The 21,715-nt window shown below is 59.3% G+C and carries 25 protein-coding genes (1 of these 25 running past the window's edge); 11 read left to right on the top strand and 14 right to left on the bottom strand.

Features of this window, described 5'->3' with window-relative positions:
• The 4 genes from mmsB to JJ917_13885 all read left to right on the top strand — a co-directional run.
• A protein-coding gene (gene mmsB / locus JJ917_13900) for a 3-hydroxyisobutyrate dehydrogenase (GenBank protein ID MBO6699920.1) crosses the window boundary here: on the top strand, positions 1 to 395 show its end. 472 nt of this gene lie to the left of the window's left edge; the window shows 395 of its 867 coding nt (coding positions 473-867); the start codon falls outside the window, past its left edge; the stop codon is at positions 393 to 395.
• A gap of 161 nt (positions 396 to 556) precedes the next feature.
• A complete protein-coding gene (locus JJ917_13895) occupies positions 557 to 2,284 on the top strand; it encodes an OmpA family protein (GenBank protein ID MBO6699919.1) in 1,728 nt (575 codons plus the stop codon).
• 245 nt (positions 2,285 to 2,529) lie between these two features.
• Entirely contained in the window at positions 2,530 to 2,700 is a 171-nt protein-coding gene (locus tag JJ917_13890; GenBank protein MBO6699918.1) for a hypothetical protein, read from the top strand.
• Between the two features lie 136 nt (positions 2,701 to 2,836).
• Complete coding sequence (locus JJ917_13885) at positions 2,837 to 3,127, top strand: YggT family protein (GenBank protein MBO6699917.1); 291 nt, start codon at positions 2,837 to 2,839, stop codon at positions 3,125 to 3,127.
• 8 nt (positions 3,128 to 3,135) lie between these two features.
• On the opposite strand, the gene JJ917_13880 is transcribed toward JJ917_13885, so the two are convergent.
• From JJ917_13880 to JJ917_13860, 5 genes are all read right to left on the bottom strand, one after another.
• Entirely contained in the window at positions 3,136 to 3,429 is a 294-nt protein-coding gene (locus tag JJ917_13880; protein ID MBO6699916.1) for a hypothetical protein, read from the bottom strand.
• Positions 3,430 to 3,579: 150 nt separating this feature from the next.
• Complete coding sequence (gene ppa / locus JJ917_13875; GenBank protein MBO6699915.1) at positions 3,580 to 4,113, bottom strand: inorganic diphosphatase; 534 nt, start codon at positions 4,111 to 4,113, stop codon at positions 3,580 to 3,582.
• Positions 4,114 to 4,235: 122 nt separating this feature from the next.
• Complete coding sequence (locus JJ917_13870; protein MBO6699914.1) at positions 4,236 to 4,820, bottom strand: GNAT family N-acetyltransferase; 585 nt, start codon at positions 4,818 to 4,820, stop codon at positions 4,236 to 4,238.
• Positions 4,821 to 4,915: 95 nt separating this feature from the next.
• Positions 4,916 to 6,760 (bottom strand): translational GTPase TypA, encoded by a 1,845-nt coding sequence (gene typA, locus JJ917_13865; GenBank protein ID MBO6699913.1) that lies wholly within the window; start codon positions 6,758 to 6,760, stop codon positions 4,916 to 4,918.
• A gap of 233 nt (positions 6,761 to 6,993) precedes the next feature.
• A complete protein-coding gene (locus JJ917_13860) occupies positions 6,994 to 7,272 on the bottom strand; it encodes a hypothetical protein (GenBank protein ID MBO6699912.1) in 279 nt (92 codons plus the stop codon).
• A gap of 335 nt (positions 7,273 to 7,607) precedes the next feature.
• Here JJ917_13860 and JJ917_13855 point away from each other — a divergent pair, with 335 nt between their 5' ends.
• The 3 genes from JJ917_13855 (at position 7,608) to JJ917_13845 (ending at position 9,492) form a co-directional block, all read left to right on the top strand.
• Positions 7,608 to 7,994 (top strand): helix-turn-helix transcriptional regulator, encoded by a 387-nt coding sequence (locus JJ917_13855; protein MBO6699911.1) that lies wholly within the window; start codon positions 7,608 to 7,610, stop codon positions 7,992 to 7,994.
• Positions 7,995 to 8,003: 9 nt separating this feature from the next.
• Positions 8,004 to 8,459, top strand: a complete 456-nt coding sequence (locus JJ917_13850) for an SRPBCC domain-containing protein (GenBank protein MBO6699910.1) — start codon at positions 8,004 to 8,006, stop codon at positions 8,457 to 8,459.
• A 145-nt stretch (positions 8,460 to 8,604) separates the two neighbouring features.
• A complete protein-coding gene (locus JJ917_13845; protein ID MBO6699909.1) occupies positions 8,605 to 9,492 on the top strand; it encodes an NAD(P)-dependent oxidoreductase in 888 nt (295 codons plus the stop codon).
• A 7-nt stretch (positions 9,493 to 9,499) separates the two neighbouring features.
• Here the strand turns inward: JJ917_13845 and JJ917_13840 are convergent, their stop codons facing one another.
• The gene (locus tag JJ917_13840) at positions 9,500 to 10,903 is read right to left on the bottom strand and encodes a DUF3179 domain-containing protein (protein ID MBO6699908.1); all 1,404 of its coding nucleotides are present in this window, start codon (positions 10,901 to 10,903) and stop codon (positions 9,500 to 9,502) included.
• A 128-nt stretch (positions 10,904 to 11,031) separates the two neighbouring features.
• Here JJ917_13840 and JJ917_13835 point away from each other — a divergent pair, with 128 nt between their 5' ends.
• Positions 11,032 to 11,787 (top strand): hypothetical protein, encoded by a 756-nt coding sequence (locus JJ917_13835; GenBank protein MBO6699907.1) that lies wholly within the window; start codon positions 11,032 to 11,034, stop codon positions 11,785 to 11,787.
• A 56-nt stretch (positions 11,788 to 11,843) separates the two neighbouring features.
• On the opposite strand, the gene JJ917_13830 is transcribed toward JJ917_13835, so the two are convergent.
• Positions 11,844 to 12,269, bottom strand: a complete 426-nt coding sequence (locus JJ917_13830) for a c-type cytochrome (protein ID MBO6699906.1) — start codon at positions 12,267 to 12,269, stop codon at positions 11,844 to 11,846.
• Positions 12,270 to 12,565: 296 nt separating this feature from the next.
• On the opposite strand from JJ917_13830, the gene JJ917_13825 reads away from it, so the two are divergent.
• Positions 12,566 to 12,778, top strand: a complete 213-nt coding sequence (locus JJ917_13825) for a cold-shock protein (GenBank protein ID MBO6699905.1) — start codon at positions 12,566 to 12,568, stop codon at positions 12,776 to 12,778.
• Between the two features lie 161 nt (positions 12,779 to 12,939).
• Here the strand turns inward: JJ917_13825 and JJ917_13820 are convergent, their stop codons facing one another.
• Positions 12,940 to 13,407, bottom strand: a complete 468-nt coding sequence (locus JJ917_13820; protein MBO6699904.1) for a hypothetical protein — start codon at positions 13,405 to 13,407, stop codon at positions 12,940 to 12,942.
• A 143-nt stretch (positions 13,408 to 13,550) separates the two neighbouring features.
• Entirely contained in the window at positions 13,551 to 15,275 is a 1,725-nt protein-coding gene (locus tag JJ917_13815; protein ID MBO6699903.1) for a cation:proton antiporter, read from the bottom strand.
• Positions 15,276 to 15,729: 454 nt separating this feature from the next.
• Here JJ917_13815 and JJ917_13810 point away from each other — a divergent pair, with 454 nt between their 5' ends.
• Both JJ917_13810 and JJ917_13805 read left to right on the top strand, forming a co-directional pair.
• Complete coding sequence (locus JJ917_13810; GenBank protein MBO6699902.1) at positions 15,730 to 16,245, top strand: DUF488 domain-containing protein; 516 nt, start codon at positions 15,730 to 15,732, stop codon at positions 16,243 to 16,245.
• Between the two features lie 34 nt (positions 16,246 to 16,279).
• A complete protein-coding gene (locus tag JJ917_13805) occupies positions 16,280 to 16,951 on the top strand; it encodes a hypothetical protein (protein MBO6699901.1) in 672 nt (223 codons plus the stop codon).
• Between the two features lie 49 nt (positions 16,952 to 17,000).
• On the opposite strand, the gene clpB is transcribed toward JJ917_13805, so the two are convergent.
• From clpB to JJ917_13780, 5 genes are all read right to left on the bottom strand, one after another.
• Positions 17,001 to 19,637 carry an ATP-dependent chaperone ClpB gene (gene clpB, locus JJ917_13800; GenBank protein MBO6699900.1) on the bottom strand — a complete coding sequence of 879 codons (2,637 nt, stop codon included), beginning with the start codon at positions 19,635 to 19,637 and terminating at the stop codon, positions 17,001 to 17,003.
• Positions 19,638 to 19,898: 261 nt separating this feature from the next.
• A complete protein-coding gene (locus JJ917_13795) occupies positions 19,899 to 20,321 on the bottom strand; it encodes a GNAT family N-acetyltransferase (protein ID MBO6699899.1) in 423 nt (140 codons plus the stop codon).
• A 63-nt stretch (positions 20,322 to 20,384) separates the two neighbouring features.
• Entirely contained in the window at positions 20,385 to 20,837 is a 453-nt protein-coding gene (locus JJ917_13790; GenBank protein ID MBO6699898.1) for a hypothetical protein, read from the bottom strand.
• The gene (locus tag JJ917_13785) at positions 20,827 to 21,258 is read right to left on the bottom strand and encodes a hypothetical protein (protein MBO6699897.1); all 432 of its coding nucleotides are present in this window, start codon (positions 21,256 to 21,258) and stop codon (positions 20,827 to 20,829) included. The genes JJ917_13790 and JJ917_13785 overlap by 11 nt, the downstream gene beginning before the upstream one ends.
• Complete coding sequence (locus JJ917_13780; GenBank protein ID MBO6699896.1) at positions 21,255 to 21,695, bottom strand: SRPBCC domain-containing protein; 441 nt, start codon at positions 21,693 to 21,695, stop codon at positions 21,255 to 21,257. The genes JJ917_13785 and JJ917_13780 overlap by 4 nt, the downstream gene beginning before the upstream one ends.
• Between the last annotated feature and the right edge of the window lie 20 nt (positions 21,696 to 21,715).

The raw sequence follows: 21,715 nt of genomic DNA, 5'->3' as shown, positions 1-21,715 counted from the left end.
GCCAGGCCGCCAAGATCTGCAACAACATGATTCTGGGCATCTCGATGATTGCGACCTGCGAGGCCTTTGCCCTGGCCGATGGCCTCGGCCTCGACCGCCAGGCGCTCTTTGATGTGGTGTCCGCCTCGTCAGGTCAGAGCTGGTCGATGACGACCTATTGTCCAGCCCCTGGAGTTGGCCCGCAAACGCCCGCCGACAACGACTATAAACCGGGCTTCGCAACCGATCTTATGCTGAAGGACCTCACCCTCAGCCAACAGGCCGCGCAGGCAAGCGACGTCGATACCGCACTCGGCGAACAGGCAAGGCAGCTCTACCAAGCCTTCGCCAAAGAGGGCGGCGCTGGCCGTGATTTCTCCGCCATTTTGGAGAGGATCAAGACAACGCCGCGCTAGCTCGCAGGCAACACGGCGCCCCAAAACGATCATGGTCTTGCCATGTCTGCGCTGCATCTTCGCGGACCTGGCGCCCCACGATCAATGGAACAAGCGTGTCGATCAGGCGTTAGAGCAATGCACAGGAGGGCATTCTGCGCAGCTGCAGCGAGGAACCAATCATGATGATCCTATCCCTGACATCGAAAGCCTTTCGTGGGTCCACCGCCATCGTTCTGGCTTTGGCCATGGCGAGCCCGATTACCGGCCCTTCAAGTCTCGCCATTGCGCAAACCGTCGATATCGACCCTGGCACGCTGGCGATCGACTGTGCGGTCAATCCAACGGACCCAGCGTGCGATGTCGATTCGCCGGTCGAATTGGAAGCGCTTCCTGAAACGCCTGTCGAGGAAAGCGTGATCGACGAGCCCATTGTTGATGAAACGGCGGTCGAAGAGACGGTCGTTGAGGAATTGCCGCTGGAAATGCCGGCTGCCGAAGCGACAACCGAGCCAGTTGACGCGCCCGAGGAATTGGTCTCGCAAGAGCCTGTGAGCGAAGACGTTATCGTGGATGAACCGGTCGCCGAAGCCGCACCGGAGGACGAAGAAGCGCCGCAAGAGCTGGTGACGGAAGAATTGGTTGTCGAGGAGCCGCTCGCAGAAACACCTCTTGAGGGCGAACAGGCCGTCGAAGCAACTGTCGAAGAAGCGGTCACAGAGGCGCCGGCCGATTCAGACGTCGCGCCAGCGGCTGAAACAACAACTGCGAGCGACGAACAACCCACAGAAGCGCCAGCACCGGAGGGCAATCTGGCTGAAACGCCTCCAACGCCCGAACCAGCGCCGAGTGAAGCCGCGTCAGGCGAGCCAGCGCCGGAAACTCCGAGTGAGCCGACAACTGTTGCCGACGAAAGCCCCGCTTCCGTCATTCCAGACGATGCGACCGAAGAACAGGCCGCCACCATTCAGGCACAAGAAGCACAGCGCCGCGAAGACGCTCGTGATCGCCGCGCAGAGCTTCTCGGCGCAGCCGCGGTCGGTGCTGTTGTCGGCGCCCTGATTCCCGCGCTTGGCGGACGCGTGGTGGAAGATCAGGGTGACCGCCTCATCGTTGAGCGGGATGGCGAATTTTTTGTTCGCGGAGACGAAAGCAGCCTGCTCCGCAATGGCGATGCGGAGGTTCGTTTCGAACGTCTGCGTGGCGGACTGACCCAGGAAACAATCACGCGGCGCAACGGCGCGCAGATCATCACCATTCGCGACGAGGGCGGCTACATTCTATATCGCTCACGCATTCGCCCCAATGGACGCGAGATCGTGCTCATCGACAACCGCAACATCGATGATCGCGCCTTTGTCGATGTGCGCGACCTACCACCCCTGCAGCTGACCATCCCGCGCGACCGCTACGTCGTGCCGGCCCAACGGGCAGACTTCGATGTCTTCTTTGAGACCTTCGCCGCACCAACCGTGGTGGAACTAGACGAAGCATTCACCCTGCGCCAAGTGCGCGAGAATGTCGCCGTGCGTGATCTCGTGCGCCGTGTCGATCTTGATTCGATCACCTTCGAAACCGGCCAGGCGACGGTCCGCCGCAGCCAGGTTCCGTTGCTTGAAGGCATTGCGCTTGCAACGCTTGCTTTGATTGACCGCGATCCAAGCACCCTGCTCCTCGTCGAAGGGCACACCGACGCGATCGGATCGGACATCGCCAACTTGGCCTTGTCAGACCGCCGCGCGGAGACGGTCGCGCGCATCTTGGTCAACTTCTACGATGTCCCGCCCGAAAACTTGGTGATTCAGGGCTATGGCGAGCGGTTCCTGAAGATCGAAACGCAGGCCGCCGAAGAACAAAACCGCCGTGTGACCATCCGCAACATCACGCCGCTGATCGGCTCGGCCAATTAGATACGGTCGATCGCAACCCATAAGGACCCGGGGGCGCTGTCACGGCACTCGCTTGCCAGTCAGCCCCCTTTGCTTGTGGACATCGGTGTTCTGGCGCTCGGCTAACCTTACGGAACACGGGCGCGCCCTGTCCAATAAGCGGTTCCTTAAGTACACTGTCGCACGACCATCATGTGTTGCGTCTCATGGAGGTCGGCGTTGATCGGACCGCGGGGTGTCCGATCGCAGAACCAAAGGACAGTCACATGAATCTCAGTGCTCCCACGATGATCGTCTTCATCATTTCGCTCGTCATCGCCGCGCTTGGCATCCTGGCAGCGCTTGGCATTTTATCCATCATTCCGATGCCATCGGTATGGATTATGACGATTGCCTATGTCGTGCTGTTGGCAGGCGTCCTGCTCAAAGGCGTCTAGCCCACGCGATTGAACAGACCTGTGGCGCGCCGCCATCAGCGGCGCTTCACTTGTCAGCGCGCATTCCACTGTCTACATGAGCGATCAGATGCGCCGCGCCGTTGCGTGGCCCTTTTTGCGGTAAGTGGAGCCAAACATGCGAGCGGTCCTTGATGTCATCATGTTGGCACTGAACCTTTACTGGTGGATCATCATCATCTCGGCGATCCTCAGCTGGCTCGTAGCGTTCAATGTCATCAACCCGCGCAATGAGATTGTCGGCACAATCGGCCGCGTCGTTTACGGGCTCACCGAACCCGCGCTGCGACCCATTCGTCGGTTTTTGCCGAACCTTGGCGGTATCGACATTTCACCGATCGTCCTGCTGCTTGGCATCTTCTTCTTGCAGCAGCTGATCGTGCGCTACGCCTACCCGAACGTTTTCTAGCGCTGGCGCTAAAACACCGCGCTCCACGGATGCACGTTCGGGCGCTCGTCTGGGTTCTCACGCAGAAAATGATGCAGCACATGCAACAGCTCGCGCTCATGCGCGGTATTGCCTTGAGCCTGCGCGATGCGAATATCGTCGATGATCATATCGCGCACCCGCGACAACCCTTCATGGTTGCCTGACAGATAGGAACCGAGGTTTGTCGCGACGCTTGGCGGTACGTGTTCATGCTCGGCGATGGCGAGAATTTCTTCCTCGCTCAACCCGCTCATGCCCACCATGTCTTCTAGGCTAATCATGGTCACCTCCCAATTGGACCACCTTAGCCCAGAGTGTCACAAATCTGTCATGTCCGGGTTGCGCAGCATCAATCGGACGGGCCGTCGCCACCGGGCAGAGATGACAAAGGGCGCCCGAAAGCGCCCTAAGGAAACCTCAGACTACATCGATCAACCGCCGGATTTTGCCCGCTCAATGGCCTCGCGCACCATGTCCTTGGCTTCATCGACACCGGCCCACCGTTCAATCTTCACCCATTTGTTGGGCTCAAGGTCCTTATAGTGGGAGAAGAAATGCTCGATCTGGCTGGTCAGGATGGTAGGTAGGTCGGTGTAGTTCTGCACGCCGTCATAACGGCTGGTCAGCTTTTCAGTTGGCACCGCCACCAGCTTCTCATCGCCACCACCATCATCTTCCATCACCAGCGCACCGACCACTCGGCAGTTCATCACCGCGCCCGGCACGATGGGACGCGTGTTGCAGACCACCACGTCAATTGGGTCGCCGTCTGCAGACAGCGTGTGCGGCACAAACCCGTAATTGCCTGGATAGCGCATCGGCGTGTAGAGGAACCGGTCAACGAAGAGCGCGCCGGAATCCTTCTCAATCTCATATTTGATCGGCTCGCCGCCGATCGGCACTTCAATGATCACGTTCACATCGTGCGGCGGGTTCTTTCCGATGGGAATGGCTTCTATGCGCATAGGGGTCTCGCAGCTCCGCTAAGGGGATGGTGTCGTGGCCGCGACCCTATCAGCGCCGGCGCGTCGATGCCTTAAGCAAGAGGGCTAACGGCCAAAGGTCGAAAAGCACATGCCAGCGAGCGTCAGCGCGTCTCGCCGGTTCCCCAGATGAAGGCTAGCTTGCGACACTGCCCGGCAAGGTGCACCGCGGCCTGCGTGCCGCCATCACCGACGCTGTCGCGGACGGATGGTTGGGTTGGGCCGAAGGTTTCAACACCATGGGCCACCGGCTCGCCGCCCATTGCCTGATAAAAGCCAATCGCCGAGGCGTTGTCCTCAAGCGCCCAGACGACGAAGTGTCCGAGCCTTGCGGCTTTCAACCGGTCGCGTGCCGCATTGAACAGGCGGGCTCCGAAGCCCAGCCCCTGATAGGCCGGGTCGATGTAAAGCTCATAGATCTCGCCATGCACACGCAGCGTTTTCGACCGGTTGGCGCCAAGCGTCGCGTACCCGGCAATCGTGCCTTGCACTTCCAAAACCAAAACGCTGCGTTGATGGCGGATCAGGCGCGCCCACCAGAGCGGCCCGCGCCGTTCGACCATGCGTTCTAGCGCCACACCGGGAATAATGCCGCGATACGCGCCGCGCCAAGCTCGATCATGCACGTCCGCCACGGCGGTCGCATCGCGGGTTTCGGCAGGCCTGATCGTGATCTGGTCAAGGCTCATAAGGAGAGCCTAGGAGCAATTGACGAAAACGCAAGGCGCTTTTCGCCCTTAGATCAAAAGTGAGACGGGCAAGCGCCCGTCTCTTCCGCCGTTTTTTAGGCGGCGGCTTTCGCCTTCGCCGCGCGCTTACGCTCGTGCGGATCAAGGAAGCGCTTGCGCAGGCGCACCGCGTTCGGCGTCACCTCCACCAGCTCATCATCGCTGATGTAGGCCAGCGCTTTTTCCAGCGTCATCTGGATCGGCGTCGTCAGCCGCACCGCTTCGTCTTTGCCCGAAGCACGCATATTGGTGAGCTGCTTACCCTTCAAGACGTTGACTTCCAGATCATTGCCGCGCGTGTGCTCGCCAATGATCATGCCCTCATAAACCGGCGTGCCCGGCTGGATCATCATCGGTCCGCGATCTTCCAGATTCCACAGCGCATAGGCCACCGCATCGCCTTGGCTCATGGAGATGAGCACACCGGTGTGGCGGTCTTTGATGGTGCCCTTGTGCGGCGCATACTCAAGGAAGGCTCGGTTCATGATGCCGGTGCCACGCGTGTCAGTCAGAAACTCGCCGTGATAGCCGATCAACCCGCGCGTCGGCACGTGCAGCACCAGCCGTTGCTTGCCACCGCCCGACGGTGTCATCTCGACGAGATCGCCGCGTCGTTCGGCGATCTTCTGCACCACGGTGCCGGAGAACTCCTCGTCCACATCGACGGTCACTTCTTCGATGGGCTCCAAGAGCGTGCCGTTTTCATCCTTCTGGAACACGACTTGAGGGCGCGACACGCCCAACTCAAACCCTTCGCGACGCATCGTTTCGATCAACACGGCCAGTTGCAGCTCGCCACGTCCGGAAACGATAAACGCGTCTTTGTTTTCACCCTCTTCGATGTGCAGGGCGACGTTGCCTTCGGCCTCAGCCATCAGGCGGGCACGGATCACACGGCTTTGCAGCTTGTCGCCTTCGCGGCCGGCAAGCGGGCTATCATTGACCATGAAAGTCATGGAAAGCGTCGGCGGATCGATCGGCTGGGCTTCGATCGGCTGTTTTACCTGCGGATCGCAAATGGTGTCGGCAACAGTCGCTTCGGCAAGACCGGCCAACGCAACAATGTCACCGGCATGAGCCTCGTCCACCGGCACCATGTCGAGGCCCTTGAACGTCATGACCTTCGAGGCGCGCCCGGCTTCGATCTGCGTACCGTCGCGGCGCAATGCCTTGATCGGCATATTGGCCTTCAACGTGCCAGAGGCGATGCGACCGGTGAGAATGCGCCCGAGATAGGGGTTTGCCGAGAGCGTGGTGGCCAGCAGACGGAACGGACCTTCCTCGGTGGCAGGTGCTGGAACATGATCCATCACCAGCTCAAACAATGGCGTCATGTCGTCTTTGGGGCCTTCGGCATCGCGCGCCATCCAGCCTTGTTTCGCAGAACCGTATAGGACGGGGAAATCGAGCTGCTCGTCGGTGGCATCCAGCGCTGCGAACAGATCAAACACTTCATCAAGCACAGCATCGGGCCGGCTTTCAGGCTTATCGATCTTGTTGATCGCAACAATGGGTTTGAGGCCAAGTTTCAGCGCTTTGGAGAGGACGAACTTGGTCTGCGGCATCGGCCCCTCGGCGGCATCCACCAGCAGGATCACACCGTCGACCATGTGCAAAATGCGCTCCACCTCGCCGCCAAAATCGGCGTGGCCAGGTGTGTCGACAATGTTGATGCGGTTTTCCTGCCAGGTCAGCGAGGTGACCTTGGCAAGAATGGTGATGCCGCGCTCGCGTTCCAAATCATTGGAATCCATCGCGCGTTCGGCCACTTGCTCGTTGTCACGAAACAGGCCGGACTCGCGCAGAAGCACGTCAATTAGGGTGGTTTTGCCATGATCGACATGGGCGATAATGGCAATATTGCGCAGCGCTTCAGACGCCGGAGCCGAAGGATTGGCCATACGGGTTCACTTTTCAAATCTCGGAGGTTGCGCTCCTTTACGTCGATTGTCCCGCAATTGCTAGCCGATAAAGACGGCACGCCGAAACGCAATGCAAAAACACCCCAGATGGCGGGGCGGCCATCCAGGGTGCAGCCCCCGCAACCGTTTTTCGGCTCATGGGGCTCGGGGGGATACAAATCCACTGTTTTGAAAGCTGGCCCGACCTGACGGTCGGGCCAGCCCAAGATGGGTTATTCCATCATGGCCGCCATAGCCTCATACTCGTCCTGGGTGAGAACGGTGTCTCCATTCACATCCGCCGACGCGAAGGTTTCGGCTGTGGCTTCCGGCATGGCCATGAGGAATTCATCCTCGCTCACCACGCCATCGACATTTTGGTCGACGTCGGAAAAGCCGGGTGCGTCCTGTGCTTGCGCCATATAGGGCGAGAGGGCCACACCGAGCGTTAGCCCGCCCGAAAGCAGGGCCATTTTCCAGGTGCGAAGAAATCCATAAGTACGTTTGATCATCGTGTGTCTCCTTTAGGTAAGACGCGGATGGTCGCGGATCATTTGGGAGGATGGGCACCGGGCAAGGCCTTTGGTTGTGAGGGTGCGCAAACCACCAATCTGGCCATCCCGGTGCCCGTGCCCGCTGCGGCTATCCGCTGCCACCGCGCCGAGCACGGGATGCAAACTGGCGTCTGAATGTGGCTCGATCTGCACCGTTTTGCGGCGAGGTCGCGGCAGGCGAACACGCTGTGTTGCTCACTGTGAGTTACAGCCAGGATCTGGCCCTGAGCTTGACATGATACCTTTTAGTGTCATATTTAATGATACCGTTTGGTATTATAAAAGGCAGGCCTATGATCCAATCCGACACCTTGGCCGCGGCCCCGCCGCCACCGGAGATCGTGCAAGGCGCGTTCCGCGCGCTCGCTGATCCGACGCGGCGGAAAATCCTGCTTCATCTCGGTGAGCAGGACATGACCATCGCTGAGGTCGCCGCCCAGTTCGACATGACCCGCGCGGCTGTAAAAAAGCACCTGACCATTCTTTCCGAGGGCGACTTGATCTCGGTGCATCCCAAGGGCCGAGAGCGGATCAATCGGCTTGAGCCGCTGGCGCTTAAATCCGTCGCCGACTGGCTCAATCACTTCAACCGCTTCTGGGACGAGCGCTTGGCGCAGTTGCAGCACGTGGTCGAAGCCGAAGAAGCCGCCAAGAACCAGGACAAACCAACCAAGAAGTGAGAAAAACCCATGCTTATGAAACCCATGAACGATGGTACCGACACAAGCATCATCACCAAGACAGTTTTCTTTGCCGCCTCGCGAGAGACGGTTTGGTCGTTCCTGACCGACAAGTCCAAGCTCGGGACGTGGTTCCACCTGTCCGACGCCGATCTGGCTCTGGGCGAAAACTACACGCTCTACCGGATCGATGATGCAGGGAACAAAGTTCCGCAGATCTATGGCGAGGTCCTGGAGATGGATGCGCCCAACCGGTTGGTCACCACCTTCTGCATCGAACCCTTCGGCGACAAGTCGACGACCGTGACCTGGGTACTTGAAGAGGCCGCAGGCGGAACGCGCCTGCACCTGACTCATGAAGGGGTGAGAGAAGCCGCTGGCGAGATTACCGGCCGGATGCTGCTTGCCCTCGACGCTGGCTGGGACGAGCATTTCGCCAGCCTGCGCAAGGCAGTTGCTGCCTGACCCTCCAACCAGAAACTGAAAGCCAAGGAAGCGTGGCGGCGACACGCTGGCACGCTTCCTTTCTGCGCCCGTTGTTTTTGATCAGACAGCAGCGCTTGCAAGCCGCTATGCTGCCGAGCAGTGATCACTGTCTTCGAGGCCTTCCATGCGCATTCTCTTCACCGGCGGTTCAGGCAAAGCCGGGCGTCACGCCGTCGCCCATCTCATTGACCAGGGCCACCGGGTTCTCAATCTCGATCTTCTGCCGCTCGATCATCCCAAGGTAGACAACCGCATCGCCGACATCACCGATGCAGGCCAGGTGTTCGATGTAATGGCAAGCTATGCCGGGTTCGACGAGTTGGAACCCGGTACCGGCGTCCCAAGGTTCAACGCCGTGGTCCATTTCGCGGCCATCCCGCGTCTGATGCTGACCTCGGACAATGAGTGCTACCGGGTGAACACGCTGGGCACGTACAACGTCATCGACGCTGCCGTGAAATACGGCATCAAGAAGATCATCTTTGCCTCGTCCGAAACAACCTATGGCGTCTGCTTTGCCGATGGGGAACGTAAGCCCGACTATTTGCCGCTGGATGAGGATCATCCAACCGTACCGGAAGACAGCTACGCCATGTCCAAGGTCGTCAACGAGGCAACCGCGCGCAGCTTTCAGAAACGCTCTGGCGTCGACATCTATGGCCTACGCATCAACAATGTGATTGAGCCGCATGAATATGCCGAACACTTCCCGGCCTATCTCGCCGATCCCGCATTACGCCGCCGCAACTTCTTCGCCTACATCGATGCCCGCGATCTTGGCCACATGGTCGATCGCTGCTTGAAGACTGACGGCCTAGGCTATGAGGTCTTCAACGTCTCCAATGACGATCATTCAGTCGGCGCGACAACGCACGAGTTGATCGATCGCTTTTACCAGGGCGTGCCGGTCGGCGACATGGGCGAGTTTGAAACTTTCTATTCCAACGCCAAGGCCAAAAAGCTGGTGGGATACCAGCCCAAGCACAGCTGGCGCGACGTTCTTGAGAGCTAGGGCTGGATCACATCACCAAGCGCGTTTCAGGAAACGCTGCATGCCAGCCGAACCAGAAGGCGCGGTGCGCGGGAAGCCGCGGCAAGGAGCGACCATCTTCGGCGGTCAGCGCGTCTTCGGTAAGCGTCCATCGGGCGCCCTCATCATCAACGATCCCGGCATCACCATCATAGCTGGCAAATCTCACCCCTTGCGGATCATAGACGCGGTTGGCGCCACTTGAATCAGTGAAGATGACGATCTGCTGGAAGCCGACATCGGCGGTGTAGATCGGGTTGTCAGCGAGGAACGCGGTATCTACGGCCAACTGATCGCCAGGAGCGCCGGGAAAGCGCAAGCCCAGAACCTCCTGCTTGTTGTCGAGATCGTCATTGTTAAACGGCGTGTTGAACATCAGCTCATCGGTGGCGAAGTACTGCTGATAGGCAACGCCCTCGCCATAGTCGCGCGTGTGCCCCGTGTTGAGCGAAAGCACTGTGGTGTCGGGATGGCGTTGGCGCCACGCGCCCCAGGTGGTGGTCACAATGGGCTCGGACTCCATGACGATGCCTTGATCGACCAGCGGCCCGACGACGGGTTCACCGCGCATCGTGCTCCACAGGCTCTGGGTCGCCTGATCGTACATCAGCTTGTTCGATCGATAGAGAAACCCCGACGTGCCCATAACATGGTTGGTGCCATCGACGGTCGTGCGATACGGGATCACCGTGCCGCACAGGGTGCAATAAACGCCAGCAATCTCGACCCCGCCGATCGTGTCGACGAACATCTCGTGCCAGGCAAGAATGCGCTGCGGATAGGCCCGCGCGTCGCCGTTGATCTCCAGTCCGAAAACGGTGTTGCTGTCGTCCAGATAGTCGGCCTCGTCGGCAGCCAGCATCTCAGGCTGACGCAGCGGTGGAATGCCGTCCTGCACCACCCCGCCCCAGCGGATTTCGTCCAAGCGAATGCGGGCGCTGTCGGTCCGTCCGGCGAAATAGGTCTCAAAGCGCGGGTCCACCAACCGATAGATCAGCGATTTGAAGTCGGCATAGTCGGCGGTGATCGCCTCCGGCTGGTTCCACAGCCATTGAAACCAGGCTTGGGAATCAGCGCCCAACGATTGGCCGCTCATGCGCTCAAGAAAGTCGAACGTGGCAAGCCGCGCCACCCAATTGCTGGTGAAGGCAGTGGTCTCGATGAGCGGCGCGTAATAGCCGTCGCTCCAGTTTTCTTCGAGCACCGCAAACACTTGCTCCAGGCGTTCGGCATTGCGCGTTCGATAAAGGATGGCCAAGGCGGTCAGCGGCAGCTCTGCCTCAACAATCGTGGGTCCGGCGCCGATCTCTTGCGCGGGTACCAACGTCACAGGGGCGACCGCCATCGCAGCTGCCATCACGCCGGACGCCGCCAGTTTGCCAATCCATCGCATCGCACACTCCTTGCTTTGACTGATCCAAAGGCTAGGGGCGCAGTTCTCACACGGTCAAATGGCGATGCATCACATTCTGGTTAGCTGTTCGTGGGCGGTGCGGCGCCAGAACGACAGTGCAGATCCAGTTGACCGCGATCAAAAGCTCACTGGCGATCAGCACCAAGAATGCCTTGATGGGCACGACCACGCCAATGAACCGGAGACGTCGGAAGGTAGGACTAAGTGCCGCTGGCGCATTGTGCGGCCTGGGACTTCTGGCAACGCCAGGCGTTGCTCAAATCACCTGTCCCGACGGCGTTTTTTCCATCGCGGCCGAGCCTGAGCTCGCGCCGCAAATGTGCGCCATCGCGTCCGATGCGCGGGAAGGCCTTTTAACCTGCGGTATCGAACTTGATCGCCCGCTTCAGATCGAGATGGTTGAAGATCTTCCGACCGGCTGCATCGGCGAATACCATTGCGACCAAGACCGCATCACCTTGCTGTCGCCGCAGGCCGTGCGCAACGAACTGGGTGATGATCATCATCCCCTGCGCCAGATCGATCCGGAAACCTATCTCGCGAGCGTTCTTGTCCATGAGCTGGTTCACGCCGCGTTGGAGAGCATGCCCTGCCCCTTCATCAGCTGCGTGGCGAGCCAGGAATATGTGGCCTATGCGATGCAGATGCGCAGCCTTCCACCAAACGCGCGGTCCGCATTGCTCACGCGGCCATCGCTCGATCGGACCATCACGGACGAGGAGATCAATCCGATCATCGCCCAGATGGCGCCTGACCTTTTCATGCAGAAAGCCTGGCTGCATTTCTCACAACAAGAAGACCCCTGCGGCTTTGTCCAAAGGATTGCAGCAGGGGCCTTCCTGTTCGATCATGACATGCACTGATCCCCAGCGTCAGGCTGCCATGATCACGACCGAGGACGGGTAAGCCCGGGTCCCGGTCACTCCTGCTGCTGGATACTCGCCAGATACTCAACCAGCGCCAGGATCCTGAACTGCGCATAGGTCTTGGCCTCTTCTTCCTGAAAGTCAGGATTGGCCACCAACGCACCACGGGTCTGAAAACGACTACCCCAGGCGGGCATGTCGCTGGTGCCGTGCACCCCGCTCGTGCCCGATCCATCGATCAGCCGGAACACATCAGTGACGGGAAAGACGCCACCATTGTTGGCTTGAATCATCGTCAGATCGGGAAGCGTGGCGTTCAGATATCCCGCCAAAGGCCCGTCACCCATGCCCGAGCCGCCATGGCATTGGGCGCAGCTATCCATATACTCCTGCTGCCCAATACTCTGCGCATTGGCGGCAGCCGGAAGCGCCACGGTGCAGCAAATGGCCAGTGCAAGCGATCCAATCTTCATCATCATCCTCCCTCACATTCATTAGAGTTAGGTGATGGACGTTAGTTCGCACTCGGGCGGCCAAATTGACGGAAGTCAACGCAAGGATGGTGTGGCAGCAGCGCTGAAAGCAAGACCCGCCTTGCTTTCCACACAGTTAGTCCCTACTGACGGGTGTCGACACGTGATACTGGTCTTGTCTTTTTCGCCCATCATCGATGGCAGCGCACTTTTCAAGCATCTCTACATTGTTCGAAAAGGCAGCAGGCACGCAATGACGCGCGCTTGACGCGCCGCATACGTCATTGATGAAAGGACATTCTATGACAAACGGAACAGTCAAATTCTACAACAGCCAAAAAGGTTTCGGCTTCATTCAACCTGATGATGGCCAGACGGATGTTTTCGTCCACGCCACAGCGCTCGAGCGCGCTGGCATCAGCACCCTGTCTGACGGCCAAAAGGTTTCTTATGAAACTGAAGTCGATCAGCGCAGCGGCAAAACCGCTGTCAGCACGATCCAGCTGGCTGACTGATTTCCACCTGCGCCTTTCGGCGCTTGGCAGGAAACAAAGATAGAAACGGCGTGGCCTAGGCTGCGCCGTTTTTTATTGGCTCGCGGCTTTGCCACAGGGACTGAGGACAAAGGGGTGGGTGTGCCACGCCCTGCAGAGCCAAGCTTCGATCCGGAGCACACCTACTTACCGAACGACCGCAGCGTATCCGCCAGACTGTAGGTGAAGGGCGATACGCCCTGGATATCGACGATCACAAAGGGGGCCTCATCGGAAAGGTCGTCGAAGAACAGCCAATCAATGGTTTGCGGTTCGCCGAAATTCTTGAAACGCGCCCGGATCACGATCTCGATCGAGCGCGGGTTCGGCGTGCGCACCGCATGTTCCAGCACGCTGAGATCGGTGATCTCATAGTCATTGCCCATGATGACAAAGGGCTGATCGATTAGGTCGTTAGCCACCGCTCGGTTCCAGCGGGCGAGTAAGTCCTCTGCCAGAGCGAGTTGCCCGACATCGGACAGGCTCGGACACTCGTAAAAGCGAGCGACGTACTCGCCGGGGTCGTAGATCTCTTCGCCCGGACTAAGGCACGCCTGCGCCAGCTGCACCGAGCTTAAAAACGCTACCATAACCGCGATCACACGCACCATTTTTGCCTCCATGCTCATCGCTTCCGCTCGCCAATTGCCGACCATCTGCTGTGGGAGGAGACATAGAAAAGGCATGGGCGGCGCCCGTTGACGGACATCAACCCGAGATCAATCTCGCAGGCCGGGCCAGCGGGGCGGAGCGCTCAGGGAACCAGTTCGCGCTGCTGGGTTGGATCGTCGGCACCAGTGGCGGCAGGCGCATCGCCGTCCAAAATCATAGTAGCCGCCGCTGAGGCCGCATCGCGAAATGGCATGAGCACAAGGTCAGCGTGCAACGCCTGCAGAGCTTGGTTGTCTTGGTCGTGATGGGCGGCGACGGCCACCCGACCCTTGTAGCCAAGATCACGCGCGGTTCGCAGCAGCGTCAGCCGGGGATCGTAATGCGTCAGCCCCGTCGCATGTTCCGGCACGGCCAAGACCAACCAATCGGCATTCTCAATCGACAGGTGCGAGAGAAACTCAGGATCGGACGCATCGCCATAGACGGCCTTCAGGCCACGCGCCTGCGCAAAGCGCACGGCCTCCGGGCTGAAATCGACACCAAGAACCGTCTTGCCCTCCATCTCAAGGGCGCGGGCGATGGCCAGGCCATACCGCCCCAGTCCGAACAGGATCACATCATGGCGTTGCGCCTGCGCTGCGCCCTCATCAACCGCGATGTTGCGACGTTTCCGTTCGAAGATTCCAAGGAACGGCTCCAGCTTGTCGTAGAGCTCGTGCGAATAGGTGATCATGTAGGTTGAGGCTGCAATGGTGATGAGCCCGACCAGCGTAACAAGACCCAGCGCATCGTCAGCAACGTGCCCAATGGCAACGCCCATGGCCATGAAGATGAGCGAGAACTCGCTGATCTGCGCCACCGTCAACCCCGCCAGCAAGCCGGTTCGTTTTCGATAGCCCATGGCGCTCATGATGATCAGCACGATCAGGGGATTGCCGATCAACACGAACAGCGACAGCACAATCGCCGGACCAACGCTTGCGCCCAGAACAGAAAGGTCCAAAGAGGCTCCCAATGCGATGAAGAAAAAGAGCAGCAGAAAATCGCGCAGCGAGGCAAGCCGCGCCGCAATGGCCTCACGGAATGGCGTCGAGGCGAGCGAGACGCCCGCGAGAAGGCCGCCCAGTTCTTTGCCAAATCCCAGATAGTGTCCGACCGCCGCCAGCAGCGCCGCCCAGCCGATGGCGAACGAGACCAGAAGCTCTGGCGCGCGCGACAGCTGCTCCACCAAAGGATTGGCCACATAGCGGATAAACACAACGACCGCGCCCAGCATCGCCAGCCCATAGCCAAGCACCCAAAGAACGTCGGTGACCGCGCCGCTCTCACCAGCCGCGTTGCTGACGCCGATCGCCGAGAGCGCGATCATAGCGACGACCACGACCACGTCCTGCACAATTAAAAATCCCAGCGCGATCCGCCCGTGCAACGCGTCGATCTCGCGCTTGTCGGACAGCAGCTTCACAATGATGATGGTCGAGGAAAAGGTGAGCGCGATGGCGACGTAAAACGCGGTCATCGCATCAAGCCCCAGCGCCAGCGCGATGAGGAAACCAAAGACGGTGGTGAAGACCACCTGGCCAAGACCGGTGACCAGCGCGACAGGGCCGAGCGTGCGCACCAGATTGAAGTCCAGTTTCAGCCCAACCAGGAACAAAAGCACCGCAATGCCAAGCTCGGCGAGTAAATCGATCTGCTGGTCGGACCTGGCAATGTTGAGGAAAGAGGGGCCAGCAAGAATGCCGACCGCAATGAAGCTGACGATCAATGGCTGGCGCAGCAACAGGCCGATAAATCCGACCCCGGCAGCGAGGACCAGAAGCGCAGCAATTTCGTAAAACAGATAGCCTTCAATCGCTGCCGTCATGGCGCAGGTGTAGCGCTAGCGGGCTGCTCTCTGGCTCCAAAAATCGTTGCAGGTGTATCTTTGGTTCGGGGGGTACCGCAGCGCATGACGTTATCCAAACAAACTGATTGATCAGACAAATCTAATGTCATCAGAGCGATAAAGAAGCGCCCACACTGTTTGAAGTCGTAGTAACCCGCTCAGTAAAGTTCAGAGCACGTTGGGCCTATTCACCAGACCCGACTGTCAAAGGCTGGATATGTGGCTCAGCCTGCAAGCCGATTATGACCTGCACACCGCGCAGACGGACGACGCTTGGGAAAACGGCTGAAATGCGCACCGAGACGATGAAGGAGGTAGGAGGTAGGAGGTAGGAGGTAGGAGGTAGGAGGTAGCTTAAGGCCCCCTTAACGTTTGCTTGACATATTGTTAACCAAGACGCAGGAGAAGCGCGCTTCACAATCAAAGGCTACTCATGAGCATCGTATACACGATTGGCTACGAAGGCACTGATATTGAACGATTTATTCGTTCATTGAAGCTGATCGGCATAAAGCGGTTGGCAGATGTGAGGGCCGTGCCCATCTCGCGAAAAAAGGGCTTTTCAAAGAACAAACTTCGCGAGCGCCTCGATAAGGAGGGAATTGAGTACCTCCATTTCCCAAAACTTGGGGACCCTAAGCCAGGCCGAGAAGCTGCGAGGCGTGGCGACTATGGGTTGTTCGAGAAGATTTACAACACGCATATAGAAACGGATGAAGCACAGGTAGAACTCGATAAACTTCTGCGCGTCGTCTTAATTCAGCCAACCTGCCTCTTGTGCTTTGAGCGCGAAGCTCGATACTGTCACAGATCAATAGTGGCAGACCGATTGATTGAGGCTGCTGATTTGCAGCGCTTCAACCTCTACGGCGATGATCCGGATTGCTATGTCCGTAACGCTTCAAGAATGCCGAGTTTTCATCCTAGTGAAAGCGCTGCCGCAGCGTAGCCAAACCCACGGCGAGACGGTGTGTTGCGCTGGAATAACCAGCTATGGCGAACTGAAGCGGCTGTTCCCCATCAGGTTTCGACATCTATCAGGTGAGAAATCATTTAAGCGCTGGGATTCCGTCTATTTCAAATTCCGGAAGCCGACCCGCGACAGTCGGTCGGAAAGCTGTCACGTGATGGAAGACAGCATCAGCATCGACGGTCAGATGCCCAAAGCGGAAAGGGCGACATTTCTCGAGCCATTTCTAGCTGAGTCTATAAGCGAAGCGATCACTGCCGGCAGATCGTTGGCGATCATCCGCCCGAAGAACGCGCGGTTTTCTTGGAAATCCAAATCAATGAGCGATGTTCAAGCAGAACGCCAAAGGTATAAAGATGCTGCATCGCAACTTGGAATCTTTGATAAAGAATTGGCAGCTATCGAACCCTCGCCTTACGAGTTCAAGTTTCGATTCGACGATGCAGATGGGAGCCACAACTTCACCAACGGCGATTGGGAAGCGCATGCCATGTTCTTCAACGGCCGCCAACGTTTAGGCTCAGACGAGAAAACACTGAGCTGGATGGATCACACGTTCAATGAAGACTACCCGCAAAAGGGAATGGTTTTCTGTCTGGGCAATATGATGAGCCGCCCACAGACTTGGCAGCTTCTAGGTATATTGCGGGTGGATGAACCCGAACAACAAGGCTTAGCCTTCTAGCTAGCCCCGGATACGCTGCTGCGTTCCGGGGCTTGCGTATGTCGACAACCTAAGCCGCCACTTGCTCTGAGCCCGACTCATCGCTGTCGGGCGTCCCGACGACTTCGAAGATGAGGCGGTCGGCACCGTTGTCGAACTTACCGGCGGACACTTTCACCAGATCGCCATCCTTGACGGATCCTTCGAGGATTTTCTCCGCAAGCGGGTCCTGAAGGTCGCGCTGGATGACCCTTTTCAAAGGCCGTGCGCCATAGGCTGGGTCGTAGCCCTTGTCGGCCAACCATTCACGGGCGGTATCATCCAGATCAACAGTGATCTTGCGATCCTCCAACAGGGCATGCAGGCGCCCCATCTGGATATCGACAATCGCGCCCATTTCGCTGCGTTTGAGCCGCTCAAAGAGCACGATTTCATCCAGACGGTTGAGGAACTCGGGCCGGAAGTGCCCGCGCACCATCTCCATCACATTGTCGCGCACGCCCGACATGTCCTCGTCGTCCTTAGCAGCAACCAGATATTCCGCGCCAAGGTTGGAGGTCATGATGATGAGCGTGTTCTTGAAGTCGACCGTGCGGCCCTGACCATCGGTCAGGCGACCATCATCAAGCACCTGCAAGAGGACGTTGAAGACGTCCGGGTGGGCTTTCTCCACCTCGTCGAACAACAACACCTGATAGGGTCGGCGGCGAACAGCTTCGGTGAGCGCACCGCCCTCGTCGTAGCCGACATAGCCCGGAGGCGCGCCGATGAGACGGGCCACCGCGTGCTTTTCCATGAACTCCGACATGTCGAGCCGCACCATGGCGTGCTCATCATCGAACAGGAAGGTCGCCAGCGCTTTGGTGAGCTCGGTTTTACCGACGCCCGTCGGCCCAAGGAACAGGAACGAGCCAAGTGGCCTGTTCGGATCCTGCAAGCCAGCGCGCGAACGGCGCACGGCGGTGGAAACGGCGTGCACGGCTTCGGCCTGGCCAACCACGCGGGTCGCCAGCTCGTCTTCCATGCGCAGCAGTTTCTCGCGCTCGCCTTCGAGCATCTTATCGACAGGCACACCGGTCCAGCGCGAGACCACATGGGCGATCATGTCGGGCGTTACCGCCTCTTCGACCATGTCGTCACGTTCACCGGCCTCTTCGGCTTCGGTCAGCTTCTTCTCAAGGTCCGGGATCGCGCCATAGGCAAGCTCCCCGGCCTTGGCGAGGTCACCTTGCCGCTGTGCCTGCTCAAGCTGTGTGCGGGCCTCATCAAGCTGCTCTTTGAGCGTATTGGCGTCGGCAAGCTTGTCCTTTTCCGCCTGCCAGCGCGCCGTCATTTCCGCGGACTTCTGCTCAAGTTCTGAGAGCTCGGCTTCCAGCTTCTCAAGGCGGTCCTTGGAAGCAGTATCGGTCTCTTTCTTCAACGCTTCGCGCTCAATTTTCAGCTGGATCACACGTCGATCGAGCTCGTCCAGCTCTTCCGGCTTGCTGTCCACCTGCATCCTCAACCGGGATGACGCTTCGTCCATCAAATCGATGGCTTTGTCCGGCAGAAACCGATCCGTGATGTAGCGGTTGGAGAGCGAGGCCGCCGACACCAAAGCGGCATCCAGAATGCGCACACCATGGTGCAGCTCGTACTTTTCCTTCAGCCCGCGCAGGATCGAAACGGTGTCTTCCACCGTCGGCTCGCTCACCATCACCGGCTGGAACCGGCGAGCCAAAGCCGCGTCCTTTTCCACGTGCTTGCGGTATTCATCGAGCGTCGTCGCGCCAACACAGTGCAGCTCGCCACGCGCCAAGGCAGGCTTCAAAAGGTTGGAGGCGTCCATCGCGCCATCGGCCTTACCGGCGCCAACGAGCGTGTGCATTTCGTCGATGAACAAAATGATGCCGCCAGCTGCCGTTTCGATTTCCGAAAGCACGGCTTTCAGCCGCTCCTCGAACTCACCGCGGAACTTTGCGCCCGCGATCAAGGAGCCCATGTCGAGCGCCATCAACTGCTTATCGCGCAAGCTTTCCGGCACATCGCCATTGACGATGCGCAGCGCCAAACCTTCGGCAATAGCGGTCTTACCGACGCCGGGTTCACCGATGAGCACGGGATTGTTCTTCGTCCGGCGCGATAGCACCTGGATCGCCCGGCGGATTTCTTCATCGCGCCCGATTACCGGATCAAGCTTGCCCTCTCGGGCTGCTTCGGTGAGGTCGCGGGCATATTTTTTCAGCGCGTCATAGCCTTCTTCAGCCGAGGCGGTGTTGGCCGTGCGGCCCTGGCGGATTTCTTCGATAGCGCTGTTGAGGCTCTGCGGCGTCACGCCGCCGGCCTTCAACGCTTTGCCAGCGTCCGATTTGGCATCCAGCGCCAGCGCGAGCAGCAGACGCTCCACCGTCACATAGCTGTCGCCAGCTTTTTTCGCGGCTTCATCAGCGGTGGTGAACACCCGCGCCATGGCCGGGTCCATGTAAAGCTGACCGCCACCGCCTTCGACGGCAGGCTGCTTGGCGAGGCTCTGCTCAACTTGGGTTTTGACGACGTCGGGTTTGCCACCTGCGGCCTCGATCAGGCGCGCAGCAAAGCCTTCGCTGTCGTCAATTAGAGCTTTGAGCAAATGGTCGGGCAACAGGCGCTGATGGCCCTTGGCCAGCGCACTCGTCTGGGCGGCCTGCAGAAAGCCGCGCGCCCGTTCGGTGTAGTTCTCAAGATTCATAACGCATCCTCCATGCACCCACCGACACCCCTTCAGGTCATCGGGCAGGTCTCACACAAGGCCGGAACCCCTAAGGCGCTCCGGTCAGTTCAAGCCGAACCCGCAAGGCAGCGTTCAGCGTTGAACTGGATATGGGGATCGAGAAAGCGGTTTGAAGGGGGTCAGCGTTGCATGTGTCATCCCGGCCTTGAGCCGGGATCGAAGCGGACAGGACGAGGTGATCCCGGACAGCGCGTTGCGCTTCCGGAATGACAAGAGAGGCTACAAAGACCCCGAGTAAACGTCCGCCGGTTCGCGCGTGAAACCGAGCGAAGCATAAAACCCGCGCGCTTCGGAGTTCCCGACATCGGTGGCGAGCCAAACACTGTCGCAGCCGCTATCCCGGCCCCAAGCCATGGCCGCATCAAACAGGCCGCGCGCCACACCCTGCCGCTTGAAAGGCGGCGCGACACCGAGATTATCGATGTAAAGCTGTGGCGGGCGGTCAGCTTGGAACTGGATCATCGCCAGGAGCTGACCCACAACGACCTCGCCGCCGATGCCGACGAACAAGGCGTGGCCCGGCATCAAGGCGAGCTTCTCCAGATGCTCGCTGGTCGGCTCGGCATCGAAAACCTCGTCCGCCACCGATGGGAAGGAGGAGGCAAGTTCAGGCGTGAGCCGTCGGATCGAAACACCAATCATGCAGGCGATTCTAACGACAAGCGCGGTGAAAATCGAGCGCGCAATCGGTGTTGGGCAGCCGTCCTACGATCCGGTCGCTAAGGCGCGCGCACGCGCGCGCATCGCCGCGGACGGATCATCCAGCGCCGCCTCGATCAGGGGTGCCGCCTCGTCGGGCGCCAGACGAGCCAGCGCATCCAAGGCCCAGACCCGGACCAGGGTGCGTTTATGGGTGAGGAATGGGCGGACATCGTCCGCCGATGCAAAAGGCGCAAGCTGCACCATCTGTAAAAGATGCAGGATGGCGTCCGGCTCAGTGAGCTGCGGCAATGGCTCAAAAACCTGCCTCTGCGCTGCGTCACCCAGCAGGCCCGCTTCAAGCCGCGCCTTCAAAACCCAGGTCGCCGCGATCTCGTGCGACCCAGGAAGCAACGCCAGCAGATCGGCATCGGCGATATCGGCCTTCACCAGCGCTTTGAGGCCGGCAACCCGCTTGCCATCAAAGGCGTAAAGCGCTGCCAGAGCATCAGTCGCCATCTGCCAACCTTGCGCGCGCTCGGATGCGATTGCCGCGTGGCTTGTGTTCCAACTCGGCAAGCCCCAGCAACTCAAGCACTGGCGAAACGTAGTTGGCGAACCGCCCACGATAGCCTTTGCGTAGGCCATAATACCCGCCCACCGGATTGGCCGCATCGCGTGCCCACGCCTCCAGCGATCCAACCTTCACCGGCTTGCCCTCATCCGCATTGCCAAGCTCGATCCAGTCGCCGTTCTCTGCCAACATGGTCGCTGCATCCTCCAAAGCCCGCAACTGGTAGGATAGCCGGGTTTTGCCGACCTGCACCACCAAGGCTGGCGGGTCAGCTGACTCATCCCGCCACGCTTCATATTCCGACGATCCTGGTGGCGTTTTCAGTTTCCATGGATCGTCCGCCGTGCCCGCGCCGTAGGTGATCATGCCGCGTCTCCTTTCGCGCGCTCTTCGGCGGTTTGTTTCAACGCATCGGCAAACTGCTCGAAGCTCGGTTGAAGATCCGGCATGGACCTGCCGATTAGGCCGGCCAACGGACCGGAGAAGACTTCTTCGACCGTGAATTGGGTTCCCTCGCCCGCCGGCGCCAGCGTGAAGGTGCGTGTGCCACTAAAGAGACCAAACGGCATGCCACCGGTCCAGACCATGCGCCTGTCCACGTCAAAAGCCGTGACCTTCAGCTTAAAGGCCTGCTTTGGTGCGATCGCGGCCCGCAACACCAGCTTGCCGCCAGGCGCCAGATTGCCATCAAGCTGCGTGATTCCGAAATCGCCATCGATCAATGCCTGCCGGTCGGTGAGCACCTGCCAAACGGTCGAGGGCGGCGCGGCGATGCTGCATTGCGCCGTGTAAGAAAAACCCATGGACTGTCCTTTGTGTCGCG

The organism is Hyphomicrobiales bacterium (assembly GCA_017642935.1).
Taxonomy (GTDB): domain Bacteria; phylum Pseudomonadota; class Alphaproteobacteria; order Rhizobiales; family MH13; genus MH13.
The sequence above is the reverse complement of the archived record's forward strand: the minus strand, read 5'-3'. Positions and strand labels throughout refer to the sequence as shown.